The sequence below is a fragment of the Pseudothermotoga elfii DSM 9442 = NBRC 107921 genome (genome assembly GCF_000504085.1).
GTDB classification, from domain to species: domain Bacteria; phylum Thermotogota; class Thermotogae; order Thermotogales; family DSM-5069; genus Pseudothermotoga_B; species Pseudothermotoga_B elfii.
This window is the reverse complement of record NC_022792.1, coordinates 1,719,665-1,744,937: the sequence shown is the minus strand read 5'-3', so window position 1 is coordinate 1,744,937 and position 25,273 is coordinate 1,719,665. Positions and strand designations below refer to the sequence as shown.

Annotated in this window: 31 protein-coding genes; 20 read left to right on the top strand and 11 right to left on the bottom strand. The window is 38.5% G+C overall.

All coding sequences use genetic code 11. The annotated features are described in order from the left end of the window. Positions 1 to 8 precede the first annotated feature (8 nt). From TEL01S_RS08500 to TEL01S_RS08485, 3 genes are read right to left on the bottom strand one after another with little or no spacing between them, the layout of a single operon-like run. Positions 9 to 1,013, bottom strand: coding sequence for an AI-2E family transporter (locus TEL01S_RS08500; RefSeq protein WP_012003674.1), 1,005 nt, complete (start codon positions 1,011 to 1,013; stop codon positions 9 to 11). A 1-nt stretch (position 1,014) separates the two neighbouring features. Continuing rightward, positions 1,015 to 2,148: an MFS transporter gene (locus TEL01S_RS10760; RefSeq protein WP_049753372.1), complete on the bottom strand. Its 1,134-nt coding sequence runs from the start codon at positions 2,146 to 2,148 to the stop codon at positions 1,015 to 1,017. Further along, on the bottom strand, positions 2,145 to 2,963 hold the full coding sequence (locus tag TEL01S_RS08485) for an Mrp/NBP35 family ATP-binding protein (RefSeq protein WP_012003672.1): 819 nt from the start codon (positions 2,961 to 2,963) through the stop codon (positions 2,145 to 2,147). The genes TEL01S_RS10760 and TEL01S_RS08485 overlap by 4 nt, the downstream gene beginning before the upstream one ends. A gap of 75 nt (positions 2,964 to 3,038) precedes the next feature. Between TEL01S_RS08485 and TEL01S_RS08480 the strand changes: the two genes are divergently transcribed. From TEL01S_RS08480 to TEL01S_RS08400, 17 genes are all read left to right on the top strand, one after another. Next, complete coding sequence (locus TEL01S_RS08480; RefSeq protein WP_012003671.1) at positions 3,039 to 3,776, top strand: metal ABC transporter ATP-binding protein; 738 nt, start codon at positions 3,039 to 3,041, stop codon at positions 3,774 to 3,776. Between the two features lies 1 nt (position 3,777). Next, positions 3,778 to 4,560 carry a metal ABC transporter permease gene (locus tag TEL01S_RS08475; RefSeq protein WP_161632324.1) on the top strand — a complete coding sequence of 261 codons (783 nt, stop codon included), beginning with the start codon at positions 3,778 to 3,780 and terminating at the stop codon, positions 4,558 to 4,560. Further along, positions 4,560 to 4,916, top strand: a complete 357-nt coding sequence (gene queD, locus TEL01S_RS08470; protein ID WP_012003669.1) for a 6-carboxytetrahydropterin synthase QueD — start codon at positions 4,560 to 4,562, stop codon at positions 4,914 to 4,916. The genes TEL01S_RS08475 and queD overlap by 1 nt, the downstream gene beginning before the upstream one ends. Further along, positions 4,917 to 5,693, top strand: coding sequence for a GTP cyclohydrolase FolE2 (gene folE2, locus TEL01S_RS08465; RefSeq protein WP_012003668.1), 777 nt, complete (start codon positions 4,917 to 4,919; stop codon positions 5,691 to 5,693). A 1-nt stretch (position 5,694) separates the two neighbouring features. Then, positions 5,695 to 6,360, top strand: coding sequence for an FAD-dependent thymidylate synthase (thyX, locus tag TEL01S_RS08460; RefSeq protein WP_012003667.1), 666 nt, complete (start codon positions 5,695 to 5,697; stop codon positions 6,358 to 6,360). After that, entirely contained in the window at positions 6,357 to 6,710 is a 354-nt protein-coding gene (locus TEL01S_RS08455) for a hypothetical protein (RefSeq protein ID WP_012003666.1), read from the top strand. The genes thyX and TEL01S_RS08455 overlap by 4 nt, the downstream gene beginning before the upstream one ends. Positions 6,711 to 6,716: 6 nt before the next feature. Further along, the gene (locus TEL01S_RS08450; protein ID WP_012003665.1) at positions 6,717 to 7,664 is read left to right on the top strand and encodes a CBS domain-containing protein; all 948 of its coding nucleotides are present in this window, start codon (positions 6,717 to 6,719) and stop codon (positions 7,662 to 7,664) included. After that, the gene (locus TEL01S_RS08445; protein WP_012003664.1) at positions 7,661 to 7,993 is read left to right on the top strand and encodes a hypothetical protein; all 333 of its coding nucleotides are present in this window, start codon (positions 7,661 to 7,663) and stop codon (positions 7,991 to 7,993) included. The genes TEL01S_RS08450 and TEL01S_RS08445 overlap by 4 nt, the downstream gene beginning before the upstream one ends. Next, entirely contained in the window at positions 7,990 to 8,712 is a 723-nt protein-coding gene (locus tag TEL01S_RS08440) for a phosphotransferase (protein ID WP_012003663.1), read from the top strand. Before TEL01S_RS08445 ends, TEL01S_RS08440 begins: the two co-directional genes overlap by 4 nt. Then, a complete protein-coding gene (locus TEL01S_RS08435) occupies positions 8,694 to 9,233 on the top strand; it encodes an ATP-binding protein (RefSeq protein WP_028843785.1) in 540 nt (179 codons plus the stop codon). The genes TEL01S_RS08440 and TEL01S_RS08435 overlap by 19 nt, the downstream gene beginning before the upstream one ends. Positions 9,234 to 9,245: 12 nt before the next feature. Continuing rightward, on the top strand, positions 9,246 to 11,432 hold the full coding sequence (locus tag TEL01S_RS08430) for a BamA/OMP85 family outer membrane protein (RefSeq protein ID WP_012003661.1): 2,187 nt from the start codon (positions 9,246 to 9,248) through the stop codon (positions 11,430 to 11,432). A gap of 97 nt (positions 11,433 to 11,529) precedes the next feature. Then, the gene (locus TEL01S_RS08425; RefSeq protein WP_028843786.1) at positions 11,530 to 12,408 is read left to right on the top strand and encodes a YicC/YloC family endoribonuclease; all 879 of its coding nucleotides are present in this window, start codon (positions 11,530 to 11,532) and stop codon (positions 12,406 to 12,408) included. 24 nt (positions 12,409 to 12,432) lie between these two features. Beyond that, positions 12,433 to 12,708, top strand: a complete 276-nt coding sequence (locus TEL01S_RS08420) for a DUF370 domain-containing protein (protein WP_012003659.1) — start codon at positions 12,433 to 12,435, stop codon at positions 12,706 to 12,708. A gap of 4 nt (positions 12,709 to 12,712) precedes the next feature. Then, positions 12,713 to 13,339: a guanylate kinase gene (gmk, locus tag TEL01S_RS08415; protein ID WP_012003658.1), complete on the top strand. Its 627-nt coding sequence runs from the start codon at positions 12,713 to 12,715 to the stop codon at positions 13,337 to 13,339. Then, positions 13,329 to 13,562, top strand: a complete 234-nt coding sequence (locus tag TEL01S_RS08410; protein WP_038051526.1) for a DNA-directed RNA polymerase subunit omega — start codon at positions 13,329 to 13,331, stop codon at positions 13,560 to 13,562. Before gmk ends, TEL01S_RS08410 begins: the two co-directional genes overlap by 11 nt. Before the next feature lie 2 nt (positions 13,563 to 13,564). After that, positions 13,565 to 14,758: a bifunctional phosphopantothenoylcysteine decarboxylase/phosphopantothenate--cysteine ligase CoaBC gene (gene coaBC, locus TEL01S_RS08405; RefSeq protein ID WP_012003656.1), complete on the top strand. Its 1,194-nt coding sequence runs from the start codon at positions 13,565 to 13,567 to the stop codon at positions 14,756 to 14,758. Continuing rightward, the gene (locus tag TEL01S_RS08400) at positions 14,682 to 15,881 is read left to right on the top strand and encodes a L,D-transpeptidase family protein (RefSeq protein ID WP_012003655.1); all 1,200 of its coding nucleotides are present in this window, start codon (positions 14,682 to 14,684) and stop codon (positions 15,879 to 15,881) included. Before coaBC ends, TEL01S_RS08400 begins: the two co-directional genes overlap by 77 nt. Here TEL01S_RS08400 and TEL01S_RS08395 read toward each other — a convergent pair. The 3 genes from TEL01S_RS08395 to TEL01S_RS08385 form a co-directional block, all read right to left on the bottom strand. Beyond that, a complete protein-coding gene (locus TEL01S_RS08395) occupies positions 15,878 to 16,231 on the bottom strand; it encodes a S1 RNA-binding domain-containing protein (RefSeq protein WP_012003654.1) in 354 nt (117 codons plus the stop codon). The two genes, TEL01S_RS08400 and TEL01S_RS08395, sit on opposite strands and share 4 nt — an antisense overlap. Positions 16,232 to 16,263: 32 nt before the next feature. Beyond that, the gene (gene rpmE, locus TEL01S_RS08390; RefSeq protein ID WP_012003653.1) at positions 16,264 to 16,479 is read right to left on the bottom strand and encodes a 50S ribosomal protein L31; all 216 of its coding nucleotides are present in this window, start codon (positions 16,477 to 16,479) and stop codon (positions 16,264 to 16,266) included. 84 nt (positions 16,480 to 16,563) lie between these two features. Next, positions 16,564 to 18,606, bottom strand: a complete 2,043-nt coding sequence (locus TEL01S_RS08385; protein WP_012003652.1) for a hypothetical protein — start codon at positions 18,604 to 18,606, stop codon at positions 16,564 to 16,566. A gap of 111 nt (positions 18,607 to 18,717) precedes the next feature. Here TEL01S_RS08385 and TEL01S_RS08380 point away from each other — a divergent pair, with 111 nt between their 5' ends. From TEL01S_RS08380 to TEL01S_RS08370, 3 genes are read left to right on the top strand one after another with little or no spacing between them, the layout of a single operon-like run. Next, on the top strand, positions 18,718 to 19,290 hold the full coding sequence (locus TEL01S_RS08380) for a GGDEF domain-containing protein (RefSeq protein ID WP_012003651.1): 573 nt from the start codon (positions 18,718 to 18,720) through the stop codon (positions 19,288 to 19,290). Continuing rightward, positions 19,290 to 20,549, top strand: coding sequence for a UDP-N-acetylglucosamine 1-carboxyvinyltransferase (murA, locus tag TEL01S_RS08375; RefSeq protein WP_012003650.1), 1,260 nt, complete (start codon positions 19,290 to 19,292; stop codon positions 20,547 to 20,549). The genes TEL01S_RS08380 and murA overlap by 1 nt, the downstream gene beginning before the upstream one ends. Further along, on the top strand, positions 20,542 to 21,474 hold the full coding sequence (locus TEL01S_RS08370; RefSeq protein ID WP_012003649.1) for a radical SAM protein: 933 nt from the start codon (positions 20,542 to 20,544) through the stop codon (positions 21,472 to 21,474). The genes murA and TEL01S_RS08370 overlap by 8 nt, the downstream gene beginning before the upstream one ends. Here TEL01S_RS08370 and TEL01S_RS08365 read toward each other — a convergent pair. The 5 genes from TEL01S_RS08365 to TEL01S_RS08345 are packed head-to-tail and all read right to left on the bottom strand — an operon-like array spanning position 21,446 to position 25,179. Beyond that, positions 21,446 to 22,318: a hypothetical protein gene (locus TEL01S_RS08365; protein ID WP_012003648.1), complete on the bottom strand. Its 873-nt coding sequence runs from the start codon at positions 22,316 to 22,318 to the stop codon at positions 21,446 to 21,448. The two genes, TEL01S_RS08370 and TEL01S_RS08365, sit on opposite strands and share 29 nt — an antisense overlap. Positions 22,319 to 22,334: 16 nt before the next feature. Then, complete coding sequence (locus TEL01S_RS08360) at positions 22,335 to 23,036, bottom strand: hypothetical protein (RefSeq protein WP_012003647.1); 702 nt, start codon at positions 23,034 to 23,036, stop codon at positions 22,335 to 22,337. Between the two features lie 17 nt (positions 23,037 to 23,053). Next, positions 23,054 to 23,527, bottom strand: coding sequence for a hypothetical protein (locus TEL01S_RS08355; protein ID WP_012003646.1), 474 nt, complete (start codon positions 23,525 to 23,527; stop codon positions 23,054 to 23,056). Positions 23,528 to 23,543: 16 nt separating this feature from the next. Beyond that, the gene (locus tag TEL01S_RS08350) at positions 23,544 to 23,987 is read right to left on the bottom strand and encodes a ribonuclease H-like YkuK family protein (protein ID WP_012003645.1); all 444 of its coding nucleotides are present in this window, start codon (positions 23,985 to 23,987) and stop codon (positions 23,544 to 23,546) included. A gap of 10 nt (positions 23,988 to 23,997) precedes the next feature. Next, on the bottom strand, positions 23,998 to 25,179 hold the full coding sequence (locus TEL01S_RS08345) for an alkaline phosphatase family protein (protein ID WP_012003644.1): 1,182 nt from the start codon (positions 25,177 to 25,179) through the stop codon (positions 23,998 to 24,000). Positions 25,180 to 25,273 lie beyond the last annotated feature (94 nt).

The window sequence follows — 25,273 nt, the reverse complement described above, 5'->3', positions numbered from 1 at the left end:
AAGGTTTTTCACTCACTTTCTAATTGAGCTTTAATGAACTGTTTGTAGAAAACTACAACAAAAACTGCTGCAGGAACCCCGAAAAATATGCCAACCGGGCCGAATATTTCAGAGGTTATGAGTATTGAGAATATCATTAAAACAGGATTTACCCGTGCATAACCCTTCATGGCTTCGAAGAAAAATATAAAGACTGAAAGGTGAATTAGTATTGAAAAGGTAATTATCCAGAACATTCCTGTCAGCCCCAGAGAAAGTGAGAAGAGAAAAATTGGTATGAATTCGAAAATTACTCCAACAATGGGTATAAAATTGGTTAGAAATGCCCAGAAAGCTATCAAAGGTGCGTAGGGTAAATTCATGAATCTGAAAAGCAGAGCAAACGCTATTCCAACTATGACGGCATTTAAAGCTATAACACCTATAAATCTACGCATATTTATTTTCAGTTCGGATAAAAATTCATTTATCCCATCTCTACATTTTCTTGGATACAGAAGCGGAACAACCTGAACTATATGATGCGCATATAGAGAGACATAAACTGCACCAAGTATTGAGAAAAACAGTACAACAATTACACCCGGAATATGAGCCGCTGCCTCTCTGAGCAAATAATTAGCAAGTTGCGCAATGCTTGGCTCTATGAAATCTACAAGTGCGTTAAGTGCATTTATCAACTCTTCGTTATTTATATACTGTTCCCAGGTTCTTTTTTCAATGATATCTGTGATAAGTTTGTAAAAATCCGCTATCTGTGTAAAGGCGTTTGGTACGATCATAACAAGTCCCCATATGAGAGCGAAAAAATATATCAACAACGCTATTACCGTCGCTATTCTTTTTGGAACATGAAGAAATCTGGTTATAAAACTCGCTACGGCATCGACTATCATGACAGCTATGAAGGTTAGCAAGACAGTATTGAAAAAATTTCTGTATATGAGGCTGAGAATTATAAAAATTGCGATATAAATCAGAGTATAGTACATGGCGACCTTTCTTGGTTCCATTTCAACTCCCCCTGAGTGGTTGTTTTTTTGATTTTATTCTGTGCCAGGTCATGGTGAAGATAGCCATCGCGATAGATATGAAAGCGGTTGTGTAAAAAACGATGGTTATATTGTCGCCAAAGGGCATTATCAGGAGAAATCTGAGTCCTGTTCCGCATGCCCATGCGAATCCCATGACGAAAGACGAAGCAAACGATGTATGATTTGGCAGGGTTATCTGAGCTTGAGTAACGTTGGAAGACATGGTCAGATAACCAAAAGCATCGATCAATGTATAGCTTAAGATCGTCGAGAATGCACTCGATGAAGTTATTAGCATAAACAAAGCTACACTCATACCAAGAAAGCTCGCGAAATTAACAAGATTATTGCCAATTTTTTTGCTTATCCACGCTCCCAATACAGTTGTGAAAACCCCCACAGCTATACCTATCGATAATAGACTACCACCAAAAATCAGAGAATACCCTCTTTGTACAGACAAAATTGGAGCATAAAGATGCACGACAGACATTATGAGTGTTCTCATGGTTACCATAATCCATAAATCCATAAGAGTTGAGATCTTCGAAAAATGAAATTTTTCTTTTGGTTTGTCTGGCCTGGTATATTTGGCTCTTTCAGGTTTGATAAATAGAGCTAAAAGAGCTAAAAGTGGTAAGCCAATTATCCAGAGGTGTTTCAAATTAAAATATGAAAACGCAGTTACAAAAACCGGGCCAAGTGCTGCTCCTATCGTCCCGGCAGATACAAAAATTGGCATTCCTCTTTCCGAAACACTGTGGGATAAAGATGCACCTGCTGGATGAAAAGCTGAATTAGCAAAATAAGCTACAAGAAATAAAATGAACAAAGTTACTATACTATGGGCAAAGTCGATCAAGCTTATCAGAAAAATTGTTGTCGCTGTGAGCAAATAAATGAATCGAAATCTGTCTTTAACGTTATCAGCAATTATTCCAAAGAATATCTGAAAGACAGACGAGATGAAAGATATTGCCGTAATAAAAAATGCGATCTGTTTTGCTGTAATTTGGTACTTATCCATAAAGTATGGGCCAAGCGGTGTAAGAAATGAGACATAAAAATCCGAGATAAAATGAGCTAGAGATGCAAAAATAGATATATCGATCAACCTCCAATTTTAGAAAGTATACCTGCAACGATATTTCTGAAACTTTTCTCTGCCTCGGAGCCTCTCATATACGAAACAACAGGTTTTCCAGCGTCTGAGTATGAAGCTATTGCTGGATCCATGGGTATTTCTCCAAGGCATTCCACACCCGTTAAATCAATTAATTCACCTGTGGTTTTCTCGCCAAAAGGATTGATTCTGGTTTTACAATTAGGACAGATGAGATAAGACATATTCATCGCAAACCCGATTACTGATTGCCCCATTTCATGAACAAAATTGATTGCCCTCAGAACATCGTCAATCGCAACACGTTGCGGGGTAGTGACGATCAGTGTTCCATCGAGTTTAACGATTTGAAAGAGGCTCAGTGCTTCGTCCCCTGTTCCTGGTGGTAAATCGAATATCAAAAAATCCAGATCACCCCAATCGGCGTCACCAAGGAACTGCTGAATAATAGTGTGTTTTAATGGTCCTCTCCATACAACAGGTTGCCCATCATTGAGAAGCATTGCCATTGAAAGAACTTTAAGATTATTCAGAAACTTTGGTGGCTGTATTAGTCCATTTTTCATAAATGGTTCGTCTCTTAATCCAAGCATTCGGGCTACATTAGGACCATGAATATCCAGATCTGCAAGACCAACTTCGAAACCTTCTTCGGCCAGAGCAACTGCTATATTCACAGCCACAGTTGTTTTTCCAACACCTCCTTTACCGCTGAGAACAGCTATTTTGTGTTTGATTCTGGAAAGATTTTGTTCGATTCTCTTTTGCCTTTCGGAAATCTGAGATAACCTGTCTTTTTTCTCCAACTTTCTCACCTCTTGAACAATATTCTACACTACCCATTATTGAATGATAAAATTAGTCTGTAGGAGGAGAGGTTTTTGGAAAAGCCATTAACGGTTAAGGACTTAACAGTTTCTATAGATGGAAAAATTATTCTGGAAAAAGTCAATTTTTGTGTTAAAAAGAGCGGCCTTTATACGATAATTGGCCCAAATGGTGGGGGAAAAACCACTCTTGTGAAGGCTATCTTGAATCTCATAAAACCTGAAAGTGGTGAAATAAAAATATTTGGCCTTTCAAATCAAAAATACCTGCGTATTTATACGGTTGGTTATTTGCCTCAGCGCTTGTCTGCCCAACGCTTTTTTCCCATAAAAGTATACGATGTTGTAAAAATGGGTTTGCGCGAACGAGACATGGGAGAAGAAGAACTCATAGACGATGCTTTGAAAAAAGTTGGTATGAGTGATTTCAAAAATGCTTTTTTTTCCGAATTAAGCGGTGGTCAACAGCAGAGAGTTCTCATTGCGAGGGCAATCGTCTCCAGACCGAAGTTATTGATTCTCGATGAGCCCACCACGGGACTTGATACAAGAAGTCAGCAAATGTTTTATACGATGGTAAAAAGTTTTGTAGATAATGATATGACAGTTTTAATGGTCAGCCACGATATAGGGTTTGTCATGGATTTTTCAGATGGGGTTTTTTGTATAAATCAAAAAATGCTTGAGCATGACTTGTGTGAGAATTCTTTGATTTCCAGGGAATTTTTTGAAAAACTGTACGGTTACAAAGTGAAACCCATAATCCATGATCATGGTGATAAAGATGATTGATATGTACTTTTTTCTTTTGAAAGCATTTTTTGCTGGTATTTTAACAGCTTTGTCGACTTCGCTGGTGGGTGTGCATGTTGTTTTAAGAAGGATGTCCTTTTTTGGTGATGGCATTGCACACATAGCTTTTGCTGCTGCTGCAGTGGGAGCTGTTTTCAATGCCTCAAGTTTTTTTACAGCGCTTTTGTTTTCAATTCTCTCTGCAATACTACTGGGTTATCTATCACAGAAAGGTGTTCATGAAGATACCGGTGTTGGTATCCTTTTTTCTCTATCGATGGCAATTGGTATAATTTTGTTTTCTGTCAAAAAACAGCAGCGAAGCTTAATGTCTTATCTATTTGGCGATATATTGACTGTTTCAAACAAAGACTTATTTTTTCTATTTCTGATTGCCACACTTGCGATTTTATTCACATTGATTTGGAAAGATCGGCTTATTTATATGACCTTCGATAAAGAATTTCTGAAAGCAATGGGAGTAAGAACGGAAGTTGTTTACTATTCATTCTTGATTCTTCTCGCTGCTACGATAGTTATTTCTGTCAGGACAGTTGGGGTAATTCTTGTGTCAGCTTTTTTGATAGTGCCGGCAGCAAGTTCGAATCTTATTTTGAAAGATTACAGAAAAATGTTTTGCCTCGCACCAATTCTCAGTATATCTTCATCAATCGTGGGAATAACATTGTCTATCTGGATAGATGTACCTGTCGGGCCTATTATTGTGGTTGTACAAAGTGTGATTTTTTTCTCGATGCTTTTTTTGAAGAAAGGATGGTTTTGATGTATTTATCGAGGGATTTTACTTTTGATGCGGCACATAGACTGGAAAAATATCACGGCAAATGTGAAGAGCTTCATGGACATACTTATAAGCTCAGGGTAACAGTTGAAGGAGATCCTGATGAAGAAGGGATGGTCGTTGATTTTTTGTATTTAAAAAAAACAGTTAATGAGCTGGTTATTTCGGTTCTTGACCACAGATATCTGAATGAAATAATATCTCAGCCAACAGCTGAGAATATCGCAAAGTGGGTTTGGGATAAACTAAAAAATCCTCTTTCAACGCAGCGATACAGATTATATGAAGTGAGCGTCTGGGAGAGTGAGAATTCGTTTGTGAGCTACAGAGGTGAATAGATGAAAGATGTGCAAAATCAACCGGATAATAGAAACATCTATCTTCAGAGAGTTGGTATAAGAAATTTACAATATCCCGTGACTGTGATGGATAGAAACAACGGTTATCAGGATACGGTTGCGACTATAAACATGTATGTTGATCTTCCCGTGAATTTTAGGGGAACACACATGAGCAGGTTTGTTGAGGTTCTAAACAGATACAGATTGGGGATTGACCCAAAGATTATCAAAAATATGCTTGAAGAACTCAGAAATAATCTCAACGCGAGTGTTGCGAGAGTTGAAATAGAATTTCCCTATTTTATTCTGAAAAAAGCGCCTGTTTCCAGTATAGAAAGTTTCTTAAAGTATACATGTCGCATTGAGGGGCAGAAAACGGAAAAATTATACGAATTTACCATGTCTGTTGGCGTACCCATAATGACACTCTGCCCTTGCTCTAAGGAAATAAGCGAACGGGGCGCACACAATCAAAGAGCCATGGCATGGATACATATCAAGTCCAAGAAAATGATCTGGTTCGAGGAATTAATAGATGCAGCAGAGCAAGCAGCAAGCTCTCCAGTGTTCACTATTTTGAAGAGGGTAGATGAAAAATTTGTGACAGAGCATGCTTATGATAATCCCAGATTTGTAGAGGACGTGGCAAGGGAAATAGCTGTAAGATTGAACAGAGATGAAAGAATTTCCTGGTACAGGGTTGAAGTTGAAAGTTTCGAATCTATACATGATCACAGCGCCTATGCCTGCGTTATGAAAGACAAGGAGGATTGAGATGACTATCGAGGTACTTGACAGAGGTTTCGTAAAATTGCTGGATCACATGGGGGACGATTTTTCAGCAGTTAAAGCGGCAAGAATATCTCACGGAAGAGATCTGATTGATGAGGAGAGAGACAGAAAATTGATTGAGTATCTTTTAAGGAGCGGGCACGAGTCGCCCTTTGAGCACATTGTATTCACTTTTCATATCAAATGTCCCATTTTTGTGGCAAGACAGTGGATGAGACACAGAATAGCATCTTACAACGAGTTGAGTGGTAGATACACAGAACTGGCAGAAGAATTCTATTTGCCAGATCTGTATAAAAGATACGGCGAAAGATTGAATGAAAATGATTTGCAGAAAGCAAGCAAGCTTATTGAAGAGTCTTACAAAAAATCCCATGAAGCTTACAAATGCTTGATCGATATGAAAATTCCCAAAGAACTGGCAAGAGTAGTTTTACCGTTTGCTACTTACACTCAATTTATATGGTCAGTTAATGCCAGAAGTTTGATGAACTTTTTGTCTTTAAGGGCAGATTCTCATTCTCAATGGGAAATGCAGCAATTTGCACTGGCTGTTGCTCAGGTTTTTAAGAGTATCTGTCCATGGACCTATGAATCTTTTATTAGATATCGTTACGAAGGCGATTTGCTGAAAGGAGTGAATCCATGAAACTTTCTGAAATTCTATCTGAATTGAAAGCCAGAGTTATCACAGGTGAGGAAATGATCGACGAGCTTGATTTTGAATATGTGACTGTCTCTGATTTAATGAGCGATATTCTTGCGCTTGCGAGACCCAATATGGTCCTTTTGACAGGATTGACAACCCCACAGGTTGTGCGAACAGCTGATGTTGTAGGTATAAAAGCAGTCATAATAGTAAGAAGGGATCGCCTTCCGGACGAGACAATAGAAATGGCAAAGTTATCAAATATAGTCCTTGCTATAACCAAAATGACGATGTTTGAAGCCTGTGGTAGGCTTTATTCCAGAGGACTTAAACCAATTTGGGAAGTGTGATGCTCTGTGGAAAAGATTCTTGATCGCGTGCAGAGTTTTTTTCTGGATATGCCCATCACAGAAATCATGAATTCGAATGTCATCTCAGTTAAACCTGATAGAACCTTGAGGCAGGTCAAAGAAATACTTCGTATAAAAAGAATCTCTGGATTACCTGTTGTTGATTCTGAACGAAAACTTATAGGTATAGTGAGCATCGAAGATATCATAAAAGCTCTGGAAGGTGGTTATGTGGATGACACCGTTGAAGAGAGAATGACGAAAAATGTTGTGTCAATTCAGAGCAATTCTACTTTAAAAGATGTGATAGAGGTTTTTGAAAAATGGCCTTACGGCAGGTTCCCGGTAGTAGATTCAGAAAACAAACTGGTTGGAATAGTCACAAAAAACGATGTTATGATGGCTCTCTTGACAAAGTTGGGATTGGTATACCTCCATGACGAAAGACGGCGGGAGGTTTTGGATAGCCCCGAATATTTCGCAAGATCTCTTCTAACTGGTGAGCGACTTGATAAATCGGGTGCAGATTTTTACTTTCCAATAGATTATTACGATATTAATCTGGCTGGTATAGGTGCTTCAAGATTGAGACAGTTTCTCCTTGCGAAAGGTGTTGATGAGAAAACAGCAAGAAGAGTTGCAATAGCTACTTATGAAGCCGAAACCAATGTTGTGATTCATAGCGGCAGTTCTGGTGGTATATATTGCTTTATAAAACCTGACAGTGTGTTTGTAAGAGTCGAAGATCACGGAAAAGGAATAGAAGATGTCGAGCTTGCTATGCGTGAAGGTTACTCTACCGCACCTGATTATGTCAGGGAGCTTGGGTTCGGAGCAGGAATGGGTCTTGCAAACATTAAAAGATGCTCTGATAACATGATGGTTATGTCAAAGGTCGGAGCAGGGGTAGTTGTTGAAATGGAATTTCTGACGAGGAAGGAGGATAAGGGATGAAGATTTCTGAGATGGTCAGCAAAATTGGTTTAGAGGTTGTTTGTGGAGATTGCAAGGAAGAAGTAGTTCATGGTTGCACTGGTGATCTTTTGAGTGAAGTAATGTCGCACGCGAAACCTTCCTCTGTGTGGATAACAGTGCAATCCCATGTTAATATTGTTGCTGTAGCCGCAATTTCTGGAATAAGAGCGATTGTGTTGTGCAATGCTCACAAATATCCTGAGGAGACTGTTTCAAAGGCTCAACATGAAAACATATGTTTACTTAGAACAGAAAAATCTCCTTTTGAGATAGCTGGTTTACTTTATTCGATTGGTATTAAACCATGATAAAAGCAGATTTGCACTTGCATTCATGCCTGTCACCATGTGCAGACATAACAATGGTACCGGGTGTGGTTTCTCAGAAAGCAGACAGTGAAGGTATAGATATTCTTTCAATAACTGACCACAATGCGTGCAATAATGTGAAAAGTTTTAAAAAGAGACTGTACCGGTTGCTTCTGCCCGGTGTAGAACTAACCTCTCTTGAAGAAGTACATGTGCTTGCTTATTTCAGTTCTTTTGAAAAATTAGACAGATTCTGCAAATATGTTAGAAAGTTTTTGCCAGTTTTTCCTTATGATCCAGAGCTAATGGGATATCAGGTAGTTGTCAATGAGAAAGACGAATTTGTGAAAGTTGAAGAAATTTTTCTTGGGAGTGCCCTTCAATTAAGATTGAAAGAGTTGGTAGATACCATAATCTTTTATGAAGGAATACCTGTCTATGCTCATATCGAGCGAAGGTTTGGTATATTGTATCAATTAGGGGTTTTTCCGAAAGACGACCGGGTAAAGGTCGTTGAAGCACGCACCAGGGAAGGATGGAAAAAGGCTATTGATTCTGGTTTTGTGGTTTTGAGTAATTCTGATGCGCATACTCCAGATGAAATAGGCTGTAGATTCACAAGATTCAAACTGCATAAGCTGAACTTAAAAGAAGTATTCAGTGTCTTATCAATACCAGAACGAGAAAGGATCCTGTCTATATGGGATTGCGAACCATAGCTGATCACATAATGGACATAACGCAGAATTCGTTTAAAGCGGAAGCAAAAAAGATAACCTTAACGATAGAAGAAAATAAAAATTGGTTTTGTTTCCAGGTTGAAGATGATGGATGTGGAATGGACGATGAACAGCTGAAAACTGCTTTTGATCCTTTTTACACAACAAGAGATCACAGAATAAGAAAATTTGGTCTTGGATTGCCTTTTTTGAAACAAGCTGCTGAAGCAACCGGTGGGGCTGTAGAAATCAGGAGCGCCAAAGGCGCTGGAACATTTGTGAAAGCGTGTTTTGATACAAATCATGTAGATTGTCAGAGTATAGGTGACCTTGCAGGGTGTTTATCTACCCTGATATTATCAGCTACAGATGTCGAACTTCAGGTGAATAGATTCAAAGATGGAAAAACCTATTTTATTTCAAGTGGTGAATTGAAAAAATATCTACCGGACTTTTCTTCTGTGAAAGCGATAAAGATTGTTTATGAGATAATAGAGGAACTTGAAGAAAGTATCAAATGAGGAGGTGCCATAATGAAGTTCTGGCTGACTTTTTTTCTGACTTTTTTTGCCGCTGTTAGCTGGGGAATAGTAATAAGTGATGTTACTTTCACAGGTCTTGAAACGGTTGAAGCTTCTGAATTGCTTTTTCTGGTTAGAGATTATGTGAACGTTGATTTGACAGATCAGGGGGTTCAGGAACTTGCGAAAAAGATTTTTGATACTGGATATTTTTCTTCGCTTGAACCTGAGCTTATTTCAACTGATAAAGGATATGTCTTGAATCTGAAGGTTCAGGAGAACCCGGTTGTGACAGATTGGAAAATCGAAGTAACTGGCCCTGAGTTGATTAAGAAAGACAATCTTCAGTCTGCTGTTGTTCTTGAAAAAAACAGAGCACTGAGCATAGAAAAAGTCAAAGAGTCTCTTCAAGCAATAAAGAAAAAATTTGACGATGCAGGTTATTTTCTGGTAGAAGTGAACGGTGATTTTAAAGAAGGGGTTTATATTTTCCAGGTAATTGAATACGCTTTGTGGGAAATATATTTTGATGGAGAGACCGATGGATTGGATTTTTCACAGATAAGGAAACAGATGAAAATAGATACACTCAAAGATTTCTACACCACACCGAGTATATTGAGGATTTTCACGAAAGATATTAAACGATGTTATCCAACTATTCAGAGTATTTCGTCTGTTATGAGTGTACTCAGCAAATATGTGTATTTTGGTGAAGAAACTTCAATAAATTTTGAAAAGATGGATATACCTGGAGTTGATGAGAAAGCAGCTGCTTTGAAAATCAATGTTTCTCTCAGAAAAATTATCGATGATGGGAAGGTCTATGACAACGTTGAGATAGCTGGGAATAAATTGATTTCATCTTCAGAACTCCAGAGCATCATCAAATTACAGCCCGGTCAATATGTCAGCAATGTAGAGATATTGAAAGCTATGCAAAATCTGATCGATTATTATGATGAAAAGGGTTATCCGATGGTTTTCGTCACAGCACAGGAAAAAGAGAATACATTGCTGCTGAATGTTCATGAGAAGTACGTTTCTTCTGTTGAATTTGATGGATTGTCTTTGACTAAGAAATATGTCATAGATGACTTGATCACTTTTGAAAAAGGCGAGGCTCTCAAAGAAAAGGATTTTTATGATACAATTTCTGCTCTGAACAGGACACAGTTTTTTGAATCTATAAGTGCTTACCCAGTTGGAACATCGGATTCCACAGAAGTGAAAGTAATGATAAATATCGGCGAAAAGCAGAGAAAATTCGATTTCAATGGTGGTATAGCATGGACTCCGCCTTCTGAAGGGAAGCAGTGGTACGAGGGGTTTTATGGCGAGGTCACTCTTGCTACTATAAATCCGTTTGGTTATGGTCAGAGTTTTTCCATAAGCGGAACACTCGGTCTTTCAAGTAGATCTTTTAGCTTTGAGTATTCTGTAAGAAAACCCTTCGAACTTCCTGCAACTCTCGGAGCTCTGTTCAAATATGAAAATACAACCGACGACTCGTCTGTTACGAATATACTCCAGCTTGGAGGTAATTTTACAACTTTGAGACGTGAAGGACATGCCTTTGGAGCAGGAGTTACTTATGAACAGAGATATTCATCGATTGGTACGGAAAACACTTTGATACTTTCAGGCAATTATTCCTATGATACGAGAGACAATTCGATATTTGCCATGAACGGTAAATATCTTTACACGGGCGTTTCAAAGGCAGGGTTATTTGGAATACTTGACGACAGAAGTTACTGGAAATTGAGAGTAGATGCCAGAATGTTTATGCCTTTATATGAAGATTCACTTTCGGTTGCATTCAGGGCTTTTGCCACAACACTTCTTGGAGAAAGTTACAAAATATCTGGTGCCACTGAAGAGACCATTTTGTTCTACGGTATTGACAGTGTCAGAGGGACAAGCAGTGTTAAGGATAAAGCAGGATGGGTTGGCAGTGCGGAATTGAGATATGATCTCAAATCTCAGACTATTCCAATTTATTTACTTGCATTTGTCGATGTCGGTGGAACTGGCGAGTCTCTTCTGCAGCCAGACATAAATGTTACAGCTGGTCCAGAGATGGACATAGCTATTCCAATGCTTGGAGTGATAGGATTTGGAGTAGCCTATAATTTCGATGGAAACTGGACTTTTGACAACTTCAAGCCATTTTTCAGATTTGGCACAGCTTTTTGAAGAAAAAGCAAGTTATGAAGAGATATGAATTATTTTCTAAATGTAAAAGGTTTTACCGAGCCGAGAAATGGTATAATCAGTCAAAGGTGGGGATATTTTGCCAAAGAGTATGACGGGTTATGCAAGATGTGAAAAGATTACAGACAGCTATCGGATTCAATGTGAGTTAAAATCTTTAAATTCAAGATATTTTACGGTGGATATTCAGTCTCCATCGTTTATGCTTGGTCGCGAGAATCAATTGATAGATTCTGTCAAAGAATTTATTAAAAGAGGCAAGGTATCTCTGAGAATTTTTGTAGAATTTCTCTCACCTTCAAATGCAGTTAAAATAGATACAGGTCTTGCAAAGAGTTATTATGATGCACTTGAAAGTCTGGTGAATGAACTTGGTATACCAGAACCTGTTAATTTAGATAATCTTTTGAGATTCAAAGATCTTATCAGGTTTGAGCTTTCTCAACAGCAGGAAAAGGAAATTTTCTCATTGATTGAGGAAGTTCTTAAATGCGCTCTTACTGAACTTAACAGAGATAGGTCAAATGAAGGTTCGAAACTTGCAGGAGATTTGCTTGCGATACTCGACCAGATAAAAGATCTCTGTGAAAGGGTATCAAATCTCGCTGAAAGTATGCAACAAAAAATTAAAGAAAAGATCATTCAGGATGTAAGAAGATTGTTGAGCGATGAAGTTCAGCTAAATGATACCCTGCTCGAGAATTCAGTCGCATTTTTGGTTCAGAGGGCGGATATTAGGGAAGAGCTTACAAGACTTGCCAGCCATGTTGAAAAAGCTGTTAAACTTCTGTCATCTGATGAGCCTATGGGTAATCACTTGGATTTCCTTGCTCAAGAGATGCTTAGAGAAGTCAACACAATTCTCTCTAAATCCCAGAGTCAGGAAATTTCAGATTTTGCTTTAAAAATGAAGGTGTTGGTATCTCAGTTCAGGGAACAGGTCCAAAATATTGAATGATTTTCTCAGGAGGTGTGGTCCGCAATGTATGGTTTGATTAACATTGGTTTTGGGAATGTAATTTCTGGGGATCGTGTTATTGCCATTGTAAATCCTGAATCTGCACCATTGAAAAGACTCAAAGATGAGGCAAAAGATGAAGGAAAATTGATTGATGCAACCTACGGAAGGAAAACGCGCGCAATATTGATCACCGATAGCAATCACATAATATTGAGCGCTATCCAGCCTGAGACGATAGCTCAGAGATTCAAGCAATCTATGATAGAGATAGAAGAAAATTTGAACAAAGTGAGGTAAGAAGGTGAAAGGAGTTCTGTATGTCGTCAGCGGACCATCAGGAGTCGGAAAAACCTCCATTATCGAGTTAACTCTTAAAAAAGTAAAAAATATCGTTTTTTCTGTGTCCTGTACAACAAGACCTAAAAGGCCTGGTGAAATTGACGGAAAAGATTACTTTTTTGTCAGTGAGCCTTCATTTATGAAAATGGTGGAGAATGGTGAGTTTCTCGAGTGGGCTGTTGTGCACAGTTACTACTATGGAACGTTAAAAAAATTTGTTGAAGAACAACTCGAAAACGGGAAAAATGTTCTTCTGGATATAGATGTTCAGGGTGCAATGACGGTTATGAAAAAAGCCGGGGATGCTGTGTATATATTCATCGCTCCACCTTCTTTTGAAGAATTAAAACAGAGGCTTGTAAAGCGTGGAACGGAGGATAAAACTAATTTGGAGCGGAGATTGGAAGATGCAAAAAGAGAGCTGTCTTTTATCCCGCAATTCGAATATTTGATAGTGAATGAAAATCTTCAGGAATCAGTTGATCAACTTTGCTCTATAATTGTTGCTGAACAGGTAAGAGTTAAGAGAGCTCTTGACAGGCTTGGGATGCACAAATTTTTTGAAAATGGAGGTGGCTATGTTGAGTAAACCAGTGATAAACTACGACTATTTGTCTAAGAGAATACCTTACAAATACGCTATACCAGTCGCAGTAGCAAAAAGGGCAGAAGCGTTAAAGGAGTATGCAAAAGCGTATGTGACAACTCCCGATGGAAATTTAATTTCTATGGCTTTCAAGGAATTGCAGGAAGGGTATATCAGGATTAAAAATGAAGAGATATTGAAAATATTGCTTCCGGAAGTGAAGTAGTTATGAAAATTCTCATAGGAGCGACGGGCTGTATAGCTATTTATAAAGTTGTCGGGCTTGTCAGTTCCTTGAGAAAAGCCGGACATGAATTGAAAATTATTATGACTGAGAGCGCCCAGAAACTTGTTTCAAAGACGCTTTTCTCAGCTGTTGGTAATTGCGAGGTCTATACAGACGAAGATTCTTTTGATGTGAGGAATGGCTGGATACCTCACACCGAGCTTTCAAAATGGCCAGATATTCTTGTTGTTGCTCCTGCAACTGCAAATACCATAGCTAAACTGGCAAATGGCTTTGCTGATAATCTTTTGACAATGGTCTGCCTTGCGTACGAGAAAGATAGAAAACTTCTGATACCTGCGATGAATTACAGGATGTATGAAAACCAGGTAACTCAATATAATTTGCAGGCAATGAAACAAAGAGGATGGTGGGTACTGGAACCATCGGTTGGTCATCTGGCCTGCGGTGAATCTGGTCGTGGCCGGTATCCAGAAAATGAAATTGTACAGGAAGCTATATACGTGCTGGCATCTGAAAAGCCTTTAAAAGGTATGAATCTCCTTATTACAGCTGGTCCAACATGGGAAAGTATAGATCCTGTGAGGGTACTTTCAAATCGTTCCAGTGGCAAGATGGGATATGAGCTTGCGAAGGTTGCTGTTCGACTTGGTGCAAATGTTACTCTGGTTTCAGGTCCGACATCACTTGTTGCCCCTTATTTTGTAGAAGATTTTGTGAAAGTTGAAAGTGCAGATCAGATGTATAGAGAGGTAGAAAAAAGATTTAACAGATCAGATGGAGTAATTATGGCCGCTGCTGTTGCAGATTACTCACCGACTAAAAAAAGTGATATAAAAATTAAAAAAGGGGCAGATAAATTAAATATATCTTTTAAAAAGACAGTAGATATACTTGGTGAACTTGGGAGAAAAAAAGGTGAAAAAATTCTTGTTGGTTTTGCCGTAGAATCTCAATCCTTAGAAGATTATGCAATCGAAAAGCTCAAGAGAAAAAATCTGGATATGATAGTAGCAAATCAGGTTGATGCTATGGGAAGTGATAAAAATACTGTATTGATAATAAAGAAGGATGGTACTTTAAAGAGAGTTGGTCCTGATGAAAAAGAGCGTATTGCTCTTGCTGTTCTTACTGAACTTGCTGATTTTTGGAGTAGATCACGAGGTAATAGTTGATTCTTTTGAGAATGATTTAATTACTCTGAAGATAAAACCTCTTTACACACCTGCAAAAATGCAGAGAATTTATATCTTTTCACAGACAGGCCACAGGCTTGCCAAATTGGACAGCGATATGAATGTTTTGTTTGATGTTTCCAAAACAGACTGGATTGTGCCAGAAGTTTTTGGTGAAAATGTATTCGGCAATATAATGAAAGGAACAAATCCACCTGTTTTAAATATCTCTTGTTACAGATCCAATCCAGATATCTTTTTGTTTACAGATACAGAGAAAAGAAGAATGTATGTTATCGTAAAAATTCCCGAAAAGTGGCTATTCACTGGATGTGAATTTCAGGGTTTGTCTTTCAAAAAATTCAGATTTTCAAATCTTTTATATCTCTATACAGATACCGGGTTGAAAGATGGCATTCACAAAATAGATTTAGAATTCCTTTTACCACATGGGCTAAAGAAGACATTAAGCAGAGACGTATTTGTTTTCAATGGTATCGCAAATTTTTTGAGAGGAAACACGGTTCCTTTTTTTGCAGAATATGTACCACCTTACCAGCACACTGTCAAACCTGGTGAGACACTCTGGTCCATAGCCAATATGTATAATCTTAGAACAGCTGATCTTGAGTTAGTTAACGGCTTGCAGGATGGAAGCAAGATTATTTCCGGGCAGATATTGAAGCTCGCGAAAGTTAGATTTGATGCGTCTTTAACAACAATTGTGGTTAACACCACAGTAGCCCGCCTCGCTTTGTATTACAATGGCACGCTTGTGAAATCATTTCCTGTGGCTATTGGAAAAAGCGATACCACACCACCCGGCGTGTACTGGATTGTAAAAAAAGAAATTGATCCAGCATTATACTGGTATGGAGAATATATACCTCCACGTTCGCCTATAAATGGTCTTGGTACGAGATATTTGCAACTCTCGAATCCGACTTACGGTATACACGGCACAACAAAACCGTGGGAAATTGGAAAAAGAATTTCCCACGGCTGTATACGAATGCTGAATCAAGATATAGAAACCTTAGATGCTTTCATTGATCTTGGTACTAAGGTAATCGTCATAAAAAGTATGGAAGCTTTTCCGAAAAAACTGGAAGATTTGCTTTAGAACCTCCCACCCTTTTTCTCTACTCTCTTTCGATATTCCGCCATTTTTCTTTCGCTTTCCTTCATGAATTTTGCGAGTTTTCTCTCGAAATCAGCTTTGCCAGAACCCTTTTGATCAGACTCTTTCTGCTCTTTCAGGGACAATTCCCATTTTCCATCCTTGGTTTTTCCAATAATTTTTGCCGTTACTTCCTGACCTTGCTTGAGAAAATCTTCCACGTTCTTAACGTACTGATTTGCTATTTTGGAAATGTGGATAAAACCAGCTTCTCCATTCTCAAGTGTAACTATTGCTCCAAATTTGGTTATTTGAGTTACTTTGCTTTTCACAACATCTCCAACCTTTGTCACAAAATGCCCCTCCTCGAAGAATTTATGGCTTCTCAATATTGCTGATCTTTATATTTGCGGCGGAACTTTTCAATTCTACCTTCGCTGTCTATAACAAGACTTGCGCCACTCATACCTTTGTATAAAGGATGGCAGTTTGAGCAAACGTCAATTCTAACATTCTCGAGTGTGGTATAGAATTTATGCTCTGCGCCACAAGCACATTTTACCGTGACAAGTTTCATCTCCGGATGAATTTTCTCCTTCACTGCATTATCACCTCTTGAAAATTGTCTTTTCATACCTTATCAATCATATCACACAATTTGTATCAGTCAACTTGCTTTTATTTTTCAGTAAGGCAGTATTAGCTCTTTTATATTTCCTGTATTAAAAGATTGCCGTTTTATCTCGTTAAAATTGTTGTCAAAGATTGTGACCGTATTTTGATAAGACAGGTAGATTTGTTCTGAGGTTGTTATGAATGTTTCGCCAATGACATCAACTTCATCTTCCTTTGAGAGGTTTTCATTTAATTTCATCAACTTACTGTTTGTTAAAACATAGATATAACCTGATCCATACCTTATTCTTTTGCCTTCCCCGTCAATCTCAAACTGCCCGGCTTCTTCAAGCGTTCCGATATTTATTTTCAGAACTCTATCTGATGTGAGGACATAACAATAATTATCCACTACCACAACATCTTTTGCCTCACATGGAATGGTTTCTTCTTCATTTATTTCCTGAGGTATCGTAGCATCTATGATTTTCAAACTGTTACTGCTACAGACAAATATTTTCTCCCCTTGCACAAAGATCCTGCCTTCTCCTTGTATTGGAAGCGAGCTTATATGAGAAACATTTTCTGGATCAGACACATCGAGCAACGAAATACTGCTTTCGTCAGTAACAATTGCGTAAAGTTCTCCTGCAATGATTCTCTGAAGTGGGATCAGTGTTGATACAGATATATAGTTTCCTCCAAAAGTCGAAGTTGCTAAAGACGAATCTTGCAAAATATTCAGTGTATTCCCTATAACATATAATGTGTCGTCATAGTAACATATATCATTTCCAGTGAAAGTTGCTATCTCACTTGTTGATGGATTTGCAAGGCTTGAAAAATCCAATTTATGAACGCCACTGTCTGTCAGTGCTAACAGTATTGCCCCTTCGTCTTCAGAGGCAACATCGAATGTCCATAATGGCCCTTCTGTTGATGTTGATCCGTCTGTTGCCACTACCTTCCAGAAATATCTTTTTCCAGTTTCAAGATCCTGAATCACAACCGCTGAATTTTCTATGTTTTGACGGATCAGAGGTGGATTTGAGCTTTCACCAAAGTAAACATTGTAGAATAATTTGTCGTTGTCCTGATCAAAGCATGACCAGCTAAGAGTCACTTCTGTCTGATAAACATTTGAATTATCTTCTGGTGAAGGGTTAGCAGGTTGCTCTGGGGGATTATTTGGAATGCCCTTAGTTGTGAATTCCCAAACAGGCCCAGTAATCTGATTTGTTCCATCACTCACTTTCAGGTACCACCTGTAAGTGGTGTTTGGAGAGAGGTTGCTCAAAATATAGCTGCTGTCAGAAGTTGTGCTTTCAAGGTGATCTTCTAAATATACTTCGTAAGTCAGATTATCCTCATCGGGGTCAGAACAGCTCCATTGAAGATTTACGGGAATTTCCAAAGATTGAGCACCATCTGGTGGAGATATCAATTGGGGTGTATTTGGCGCTCTGTTCTCGCCAATCATAGCTGTTTTGAAGGAAACCACATCGCTTTGAGAAGTATATTCTCCATCGAAGGCTTTTACATACCAGCTATATTCTGTATCAGGCTGAAAATTTGTTTTAGTATATCTGCCGTTTGTTGCAGTTGCAACGAATGTTCCGTTGATATAAAGTTCAAATTTTAGTGGATCTTTATCTGGATCAACGCAGCTCCATTCAAAAGTTACTGAGCTATAGTTTACGTTCTGTACACCCACTGGGTAAATTAGCTTCGGCTTTTCTGGGCTTGCATTAACTTTTACTGTAGAAAATTGCATAATTTTTGATGTAGATTTATTTTTCGTATCATCTGCGATTATTTGCCAGTAGTAAGTTTTTGAAGGTTCCAGCTGTGGCTTATACTCGTTTTTTGTTCCATTGTATTTTTCTATGAGATCGTCTTCACTCATACCGATTTTGACAGTATATGAAAGAGGATCATTTTCAGGATCTTTGAATTCCCAATGCAGCGTTGTGTCTGTAGGCACATCTGAAACTCCATTTTCCGGGTAAGATGAAATAAATTCAGGAGGTTGGTTTGTAACAACAGGTGAACCGCAAGAAATTACCAAAGCTATAACAGCAGCTACAAAAATTACTAAAATCAATCTTTTCATAATATCTCCCCCTATGGGAAAAATCGGAAATTAGTTGAAAATGTTGAGAGCAGATTGAACTATTTCGATGTTATTATATACCAAGAGATGGTTTTTCAAGGAGGCGTTCAAATGGAAGAGCGGGAAGAGTTGCTAAAAAAAATTAAGGTTCTGGAGGATCAACTCGAATATTATCGGGCACGTGATGCACAGATGGAACAAATGATTCAGGAATACAACCAGTTCATAAAAAAACAGTTCGAGTTATATGATGATTTTGTCAAAGATATTGGTACAAGCAGGATAATCGATCCTTTAACACGTGTTTACTCTACCGAGCATATAAATCGCCTGATTGCTTATTATCACCAGAAAGCTTTCGAAGAAAACAGAAGCTATGCTATAATAATGGTCCGCTTGCTTGATTGCAATGACCAATTCGAAAAGCACCTGTCAAGTGTTGGAAAAATACTCAAGAGCACGGTCCGTGTGCCTATGGATAGTGTGGGAAGATTTTCTGAGGACAGTTTTGTTGTTTTACTTACAGATGTAAAAAAGGATATCGCCACTAAGGTGGTTGAAAGAGTTGACAGGTCCATAAAGAGTTCTGTAGAAGCATATGTGAAGATAGCTTTTAGATCTTATCCCGACGATGGCGAGAATCTTGAGCAATTTATTAAGGATATGAGTCAGGAGGTTTCTTAGTGGGAAAATTAATTATCGAAGGCCCAGCCAGATTAAATGGGGCTGTTAAAATCTCCGGATCGAAAAATGCGGCTTTGCCGATTATTGCAGCGTCACTTATCTGTGACAGAGGTGTTTTGCTTGAGAATGTTCCAGATTTGATGGATGTTAGAACAATGATAGACATACTCAATTCAGCCGGTTGCAAAACACGTTTTGCTGAAAATGTGCTCTCTGTTAATCCACCAGAGAAACCAAACACAGATATTCCATACGAGCTTGTCAGAAAAATGAGAGCATCTTTTAATGTTTTAGGTCCACTTGCTGCCAAATATGGAAAGGCTTCTGTTTCACTTCCTGGGGGCTGTTCTATAGGTGTCAGGCCTGTGGATTACCATATAGAGGGATTGCAGAAGTTAGGTTTTTCAATAAACATAGAACATGGTATTGTCACAGCTGAACTTGGTGAAAGACCACAAGAAGTTTTAATATCGCTTCCTTTTCCAAGCGTTGGTGCTACAGAACATATAATGACAACCGCGGCTATTTTGGACGGTACTCACACAATTCTGGAAAACGCGGCTATGGAACCAGAAATAGAAGATTTGGCTAATTTTTTGAATGATATGGGATGCAAAGTTTTCGGGGCAGGAACAAGACGTATTGAGATTTTTGGCGTGGAAAAAACTCGTGAATGCACTCACAGAATAATACCTGATAGGATCGAGGCAGGTACTTACGCGATAGCTGTTGCTGCAACTATGGGGGATGCCGTAATAGAAAATCTTCAGGTTTCCCATCTTGTTGCGCTTTTTGACGTGCTCAGAAGCGCCGGTGTTGAAATTCAGCAGATTGATGAGACAGCTATTCGCATAAAAATGAATCAAAGGCCTCAGCCTGTCAAGGTTCAGATTACTCCATATCCTGGCTATCCAACAGATCTCCAGCCTCAAATCATTACTTTTTTATCGATAGCTACGGGAACATCTACGGTATCTGAAACAGTTTTCAAATCGAGATTTCAGCACGTAGATGAACTGAGAAGGCTTGGTGCAAAAATAGAGGTGAACGATGGCACAGCTATCATTTATGGAGTGGAGAACTTGAGCGGGGCGCAGGTGAATGCAACTGATTTGAGAGCAGCTGCTGCTCTGGTCATAGCAGGTCTGATGGCAAGCGGAACAACATCTATAAATGAGGTTGATCAGATTTTCAGAGGTTATGAGAATATCGTTGAAAAACTTTCACGGCTTTCGGCGGTGGTTGAGTATTTTGAATGACATTATCAGTATCCTGAAAGATAATCTTTTTCGATGCAAACTGTGTCCTTTGCAGTGTGGGGTGAATAGATATGAAACAACAGGAAGATGTAAAATTGGCAGCAAAGTTAAGATAATGAGTGTCGTGCTTCATTTTGGAGAAGAGCCCCCTATAAGTGGTGAAACTGGTGCGGGAACAATTTTTTTTAGTGGATGCAACCTTAGGTGTGTCTATTGCCAAAATATGAATTTCAGTCAGAAAGCTGATGGGGTTGAGATAAGTACAGAAGAGCTCGCTGAAATTTTCCTTGATCTACAGAGTCACAATGCGAAATGTCTGAATCTTGTTACTCCAACTCCTCATCTTCCTTTTATAATTGAAGCACTTTCAATTGCGAAAAGAGAAGGTTTTGATCTTCCTGTTGTTTATAACACGAGCAGCTATGAATCTGTCGATATTCTACGCTTAATTGAAGGCGTTGTTGATGTTTATTTAGCGGATTTGAAATATGCCGACGACGAAACTGGGATGGCTTTGTCTAAGGTGAATGATTATTTCACTGTTGCAAAAAAAGCATTGATAGAAATGCACAAGCAAGTTGGGGCATTCAGGGAGTTGTACGGAAAAATAAAAGGTTTAATTGTTCGTCATCTCGTGTTGCCAAATAATGTATCACAAAGTGAAAAAGTTTTAGAGTTTGTTTTTTATGGTCTGTCACCAAGTGTACCTGTTTCGCTAATGTCTCAATACAATCCTTTGTTCAAAGCAAAACAGAACCTTCTTATAAGCAGAAAACTGGAAAAGGAAGAATACGAACAAATTGTAAACACGGCTGTTCGAATGAATATGAACGGCTGGATTCAGACTGATGAAAAGAAAAAGGTTACAGTGAAGCCTGTTCCATCAACTTACAAAATTACAAGCCTGCTGAAATCAAAAACATAAATAGAAGCCCGGTAACTGCTATTGCAGCTGTCGTTAAGACTATTTCTTTTGTGTATGTATAACTGCTCCTATCTATTGTCAAAACACTGGTTGCCGTGAAGCTCTCTTTTTCTGTCTGTGCAAAAGCTATTACGGTATATGCTCCATCTGATATGCCGCTGCCTGAAAAATTGATTTGATTTGAACCTGCTTTTCCTTTTCCTGACCATTGCCATACCACTTTTTTGTCTTTGTCCAGGACTTGAATGCTCAGTGTAGCAGGTTTGGACAGATATATATAGAAGGTTGTATAATCCTGGTACCAGTCTCCGTTTGGAGAAAATATCTCGGGCTCAATCTTAAGATTTATCGATAACACTTCTTCTATAAGGCTTATATTCACGCTCGTTTCTTTAGCATAGGAGATATTTACCAATCTTGTCTCTGGTATAAATCCAGCGGATTTGAAAGTTATGTAAAGACTGCCCTCAGGAACGTAAATTGTGTCCTGCACACTGTTAACTTTTCCAAGATACTGATCTTCACTGTATACTTCGACTGGATAGACATTTGAATATACCCTCAACATACCTGCTCTTTTCAAGGGGGCATGGAAAACAACTACACCAGGATATGAAACGTATGCAGAATCATCAAAAATTATGTACCAGGATTTGCGAACAGTTATTCTGTGCTCGCCTGACGAACTCAACGTGATTTCCAGAACTCCGTCAATATCGGACATTCCGGCGTATATGCCATTTACATAAACAGATGCAAACGGCTCTGTTTTTACAACAAGCGTATAGCCTGCAAATACAACTGCTGGCAAAATAAACACAATCAAAATAAGAAGCTTTTTCATCTCTATTCCTCCTGAATTACCAGCTGGTGGTTGTATACCAGTCAACTATGTTTTCAATGCCCCAGAGCCCGCCTTTATCATAGTATTCTACACCAAGTATAAGTAGCTCTGTACTTCTGATATCTATAACTCCCATCGATCCTGTTTGAATCTCTTCTGAAAGATTAATGTAAGCTGCTGCTCTTGGAGAGATTGTCCCTGATAACTCGTCTAAAAAATCCCCTTCATAGCTGTATATGTCTATGATTACATCGGCTTCTCTGTCAGAGGTGTTCATAATACTAAAGGCAGTTTGTGATTCTACAAAGTTCGTATAATTAAGCCCATACCAGTAATATTTTGCATCTGATGATACCTGTACTGGCTCGATCACATGATCTCTACCAACAAGTACATCATCAGATTTGTAAAGAGCAGAGATGTAAAGAAGTTGATCACTTTGAATTAAAACAAGGCCCCAGTTTTCGTCAGATTGAGGAATTACCTGAGATAAATCAACCCAAACAGTTTCAAATTCATTTGATCTGTAACTATTTTGCCAAATAGTGTTTCCCTTGTAATCGTAAACGACCACTCTGAAATATGCCTTTTCTTCACTCAGGTTTGACACAAAAATTGCTGTACTTTTGCCGATCGTCTGATCATAGTACACCCCATAATTTGCTGCAAAACCTGCTGCGCAGAGAAATATTAAAACAAGCAGGGCGACTTTCTTCATAATTATCGCCTCCTCGCTCAGGGAATTTTGGGATAACAAACTATCGAACTACCAGAAGCATAAACAGTTAAAAGATAGGGCTTTCCATCGATTATTAGCATTGCAAAACTATCTGAAGTTTTTGCGGTGTTTGTTTTGAGCAACAGGTTCAACGTGTATATTTTTTCAACCCATGATGGTGGCTGCTGAAGTTCTTGAGGTGATTTCACACTGGTTTCCCCATAAGATATCAATTCTACTTCACTTGCGCTATTTGAGAAAAGGTTCAGCAACATACTGCCGTAATATTCAGCATCACTGCTGGTAGCAAGATCGGTCAGGTGCACATAAGTATCTATCAATTGATTTTCATCCAGATTGCCTTTAAGATATCTGTTCAAATCGTAAACTGTTTGTTCTGCGAATGCTCCAATATCCGGTTCAAGAAGAGAAAGACATCCGCTCATAATCATGGCCAAAAGAATAATTGTAAAGATCACTAATATTCTCATACGTACTCCCCCCAACTTACTTTGTGTGCCTGTGAGCCACCTTGGTTGCTGCAAATGCCCATGGTTTTAGTTTGTAACTGTATCCCATACCTTTCACATAACCGACAACACTTGATAAAACATCTCTGCTGGCACCATTATAACCAACGTCTATATGTATCTCTGGATGATATAGTTGAAGCATTTCTTTTGCAAAACTTGCCATTTCCAGACTTAGATATGTTTCTTCAAATAATCTGCTGAAGATATCATAGTGCTTTCTTTCTCTTTTTAGAGTGTAAAAATAGGTTGCACCAATTCCTATTTTGTAAACCACCAAAGCTGTTGCAAAAGTTACCACACCATCTCTCGCATCGCTATCGGTACCAATATATATTTTGGAAGGGTTTCCATCATTGAAATCTTGTATGATTTCCCTTACAGCTTCGATGTCAACATTGCCGTAAGTAGGATTTTTCAATAAGAATCAATCACCCCCTGATCAATATTATTGGTACGAGCAACTCGTCCAGACTCAAAGAACCATGCTTCGATTTTAAGCTCTCTTCTCTTCCTGTGAGTTTAAAATAAAAAGAATAATCTTTTCTTGCAATCAATATGACATCGCCGATTCTCTCCAAGTTTTCCTTCTTTGGTGATTTTCCGAAAAGTTCCATCTCGATAGCCTGGTGTTTTGTTATGGCGAATGCCTCTGAAGGGTACTTTTCTTTGATATATTCTACCACTTCTTTTGGAAAACGTGTATAAATGTGCATCATTCTCATTTCGCCTCCAGGAGGTAAATCGAAAAAAGAAGCTATTTCGTCTTTCCACGACCACCAGATTTCATTTTGCCACGGGGTAAATATCTGTCCGTGATCTCCTATTATCAAAACCAGGGTATTGCTTTTCAGATTTTTCGAGATTTCTTCTTTTATCATTCTCAAAAGCCAGTGAAGTTCTCGCTCAAATGCTTGAGAATTAACACCAAGTTTGTGCCCGATAGAATCGAGCAATCCCCAGTATACAAAACCAAAAAGTTTTCCATTTTCGTCAAGCATTTCTTTTAATTTTTCAAACAGATCTCCAAAACTCTGATAACTTTTTACTGAAGCACCGGCATTTATCAAATTTGAAAAACCAGATCCTCTGATATTTTTTGATGTAAGCACGCACCCTTTAACTCCGGCTTTTGATAGTTTCTCAAATATCGTCTCTGAAAGTAAGATTTTCTTTGAAGACAGGTTTGCCCCCAGCTTTCCAACTGTCGGTGAGGAAAGTTCTATCATATTGACCAGCGTGCCAAATTCTTTTAGATATAGAGTATAACCCAGTATACCGTGTTCTACAGGAGTCACGCCGGTTAAAATTGACGCCAGCGAAGAACTTGTTGTCGTGGGAAATACTGAAGAAGCCTGCAGGATATCACTTTCGCTAAAGATGGGATTTTTAATCAATATTTTGTTCAAACTGTTCATGCCCATAGCATCTATAAGAAATAGTATAACTTTGTTGACATTTTCCATAAGACCCGGTTTTTCCAGACCAAATGGGTATTCTGGATAATGCGCCGGGCAACCAAAGTGTGATAAAATAGCATTAGAAACATTCACAAGCGAATATTGCTCGTAGTCTGGTTTGAATAAGTTTTCGCTGATTTGTTTCAAGACCACAGGCACCACCACTTAAAGTATAGATCCAGAATATGTATTTTTCAAAACAATATCAGTTCAACTTGACCATAATGTTAATTGAATGATATACTTT

Excerpts from the sequence above, each read along its gene's own strand:
- TEL01S_RS08500 (WP_012003674.1), bottom strand. The coding sequence starts at position 1,013 with ATGGAACCAAGAAAGGTCGCCATGTACTATACTCTGATTTATATCGCA.
- TEL01S_RS08475 (WP_161632324.1), top strand. The coding sequence starts at position 3,778 with ATGTACTTTTTTCTTTTGAAAGCATTTTTTGCTGGTATTTTAACAGCT.
- queD (WP_012003669.1), top strand. The coding sequence starts at position 4,560 with ATGTATTTATCGAGGGATTTTACTTTTGATGCGGCACATAGACTGGAA.
- folE2 (WP_012003668.1), top strand. The coding sequence starts at position 4,917 with ATGAAAGATGTGCAAAATCAACCGGATAATAGAAACATCTATCTTCAG.
- thyX (WP_012003667.1), top strand. The coding sequence starts at position 5,695 with ATGACTATCGAGGTACTTGACAGAGGTTTCGTAAAATTGCTGGATCAC.
- TEL01S_RS08455 (WP_012003666.1), top strand. The coding sequence starts at position 6,357 with ATGAAACTTTCTGAAATTCTATCTGAATTGAAAGCCAGAGTTATCACA.
- TEL01S_RS08445 (WP_012003664.1), top strand. The coding sequence starts at position 7,661 with ATGAAGATTTCTGAGATGGTCAGCAAAATTGGTTTAGAGGTTGTTTGT.
- TEL01S_RS08440 (WP_012003663.1), top strand. The coding sequence starts at position 7,990 with ATGATAAAAGCAGATTTGCACTTGCATTCATGCCTGTCACCATGTGCA.
- TEL01S_RS08435 (WP_028843785.1), top strand. The coding sequence starts at position 8,694 with ATGGGATTGCGAACCATAGCTGATCACATAATGGACATAACGCAGAAT.
- TEL01S_RS08430 (WP_012003661.1), top strand. The coding sequence starts at position 9,246 with ATGAAGTTCTGGCTGACTTTTTTTCTGACTTTTTTTGCCGCTGTTAGC.
- TEL01S_RS08420 (WP_012003659.1), top strand. The coding sequence starts at position 12,433 with ATGTATGGTTTGATTAACATTGGTTTTGGGAATGTAATTTCTGGGGAT.
- TEL01S_RS08410 (WP_038051526.1), top strand. The coding sequence starts at position 13,329 with ATGTTGAGTAAACCAGTGATAAACTACGACTATTTGTCTAAGAGAATA.
- coaBC (WP_012003656.1), top strand. The coding sequence starts at position 13,565 with ATGAAAATTCTCATAGGAGCGACGGGCTGTATAGCTATTTATAAAGTT.
- TEL01S_RS08400 (WP_012003655.1), top strand. The coding sequence starts at position 14,682 with ATGAAAAAGAGCGTATTGCTCTTGCTGTTCTTACTGAACTTGCTGATT.
- TEL01S_RS08385 (WP_012003652.1), bottom strand. The coding sequence starts at position 18,606 with ATGAAAAGATTGATTTTAGTAATTTTTGTAGCTGCTGTTATAGCTTTG.
- TEL01S_RS08380 (WP_012003651.1), top strand. The coding sequence starts at position 18,718 with ATGGAAGAGCGGGAAGAGTTGCTAAAAAAAATTAAGGTTCTGGAGGAT.
- TEL01S_RS08365 (WP_012003648.1), bottom strand. The coding sequence starts at position 22,318 with ATGAAAAAGCTTCTTATTTTGATTGTGTTTATTTTGCCAGCAGTTGTA.
- TEL01S_RS08360 (WP_012003647.1), bottom strand. The coding sequence starts at position 23,036 with ATGAAGAAAGTCGCCCTGCTTGTTTTAATATTTCTCTGCGCAGCAGGT.
- TEL01S_RS08355 (WP_012003646.1), bottom strand. The coding sequence starts at position 23,527 with ATGAGAATATTAGTGATCTTTACAATTATTCTTTTGGCCATGATTATG.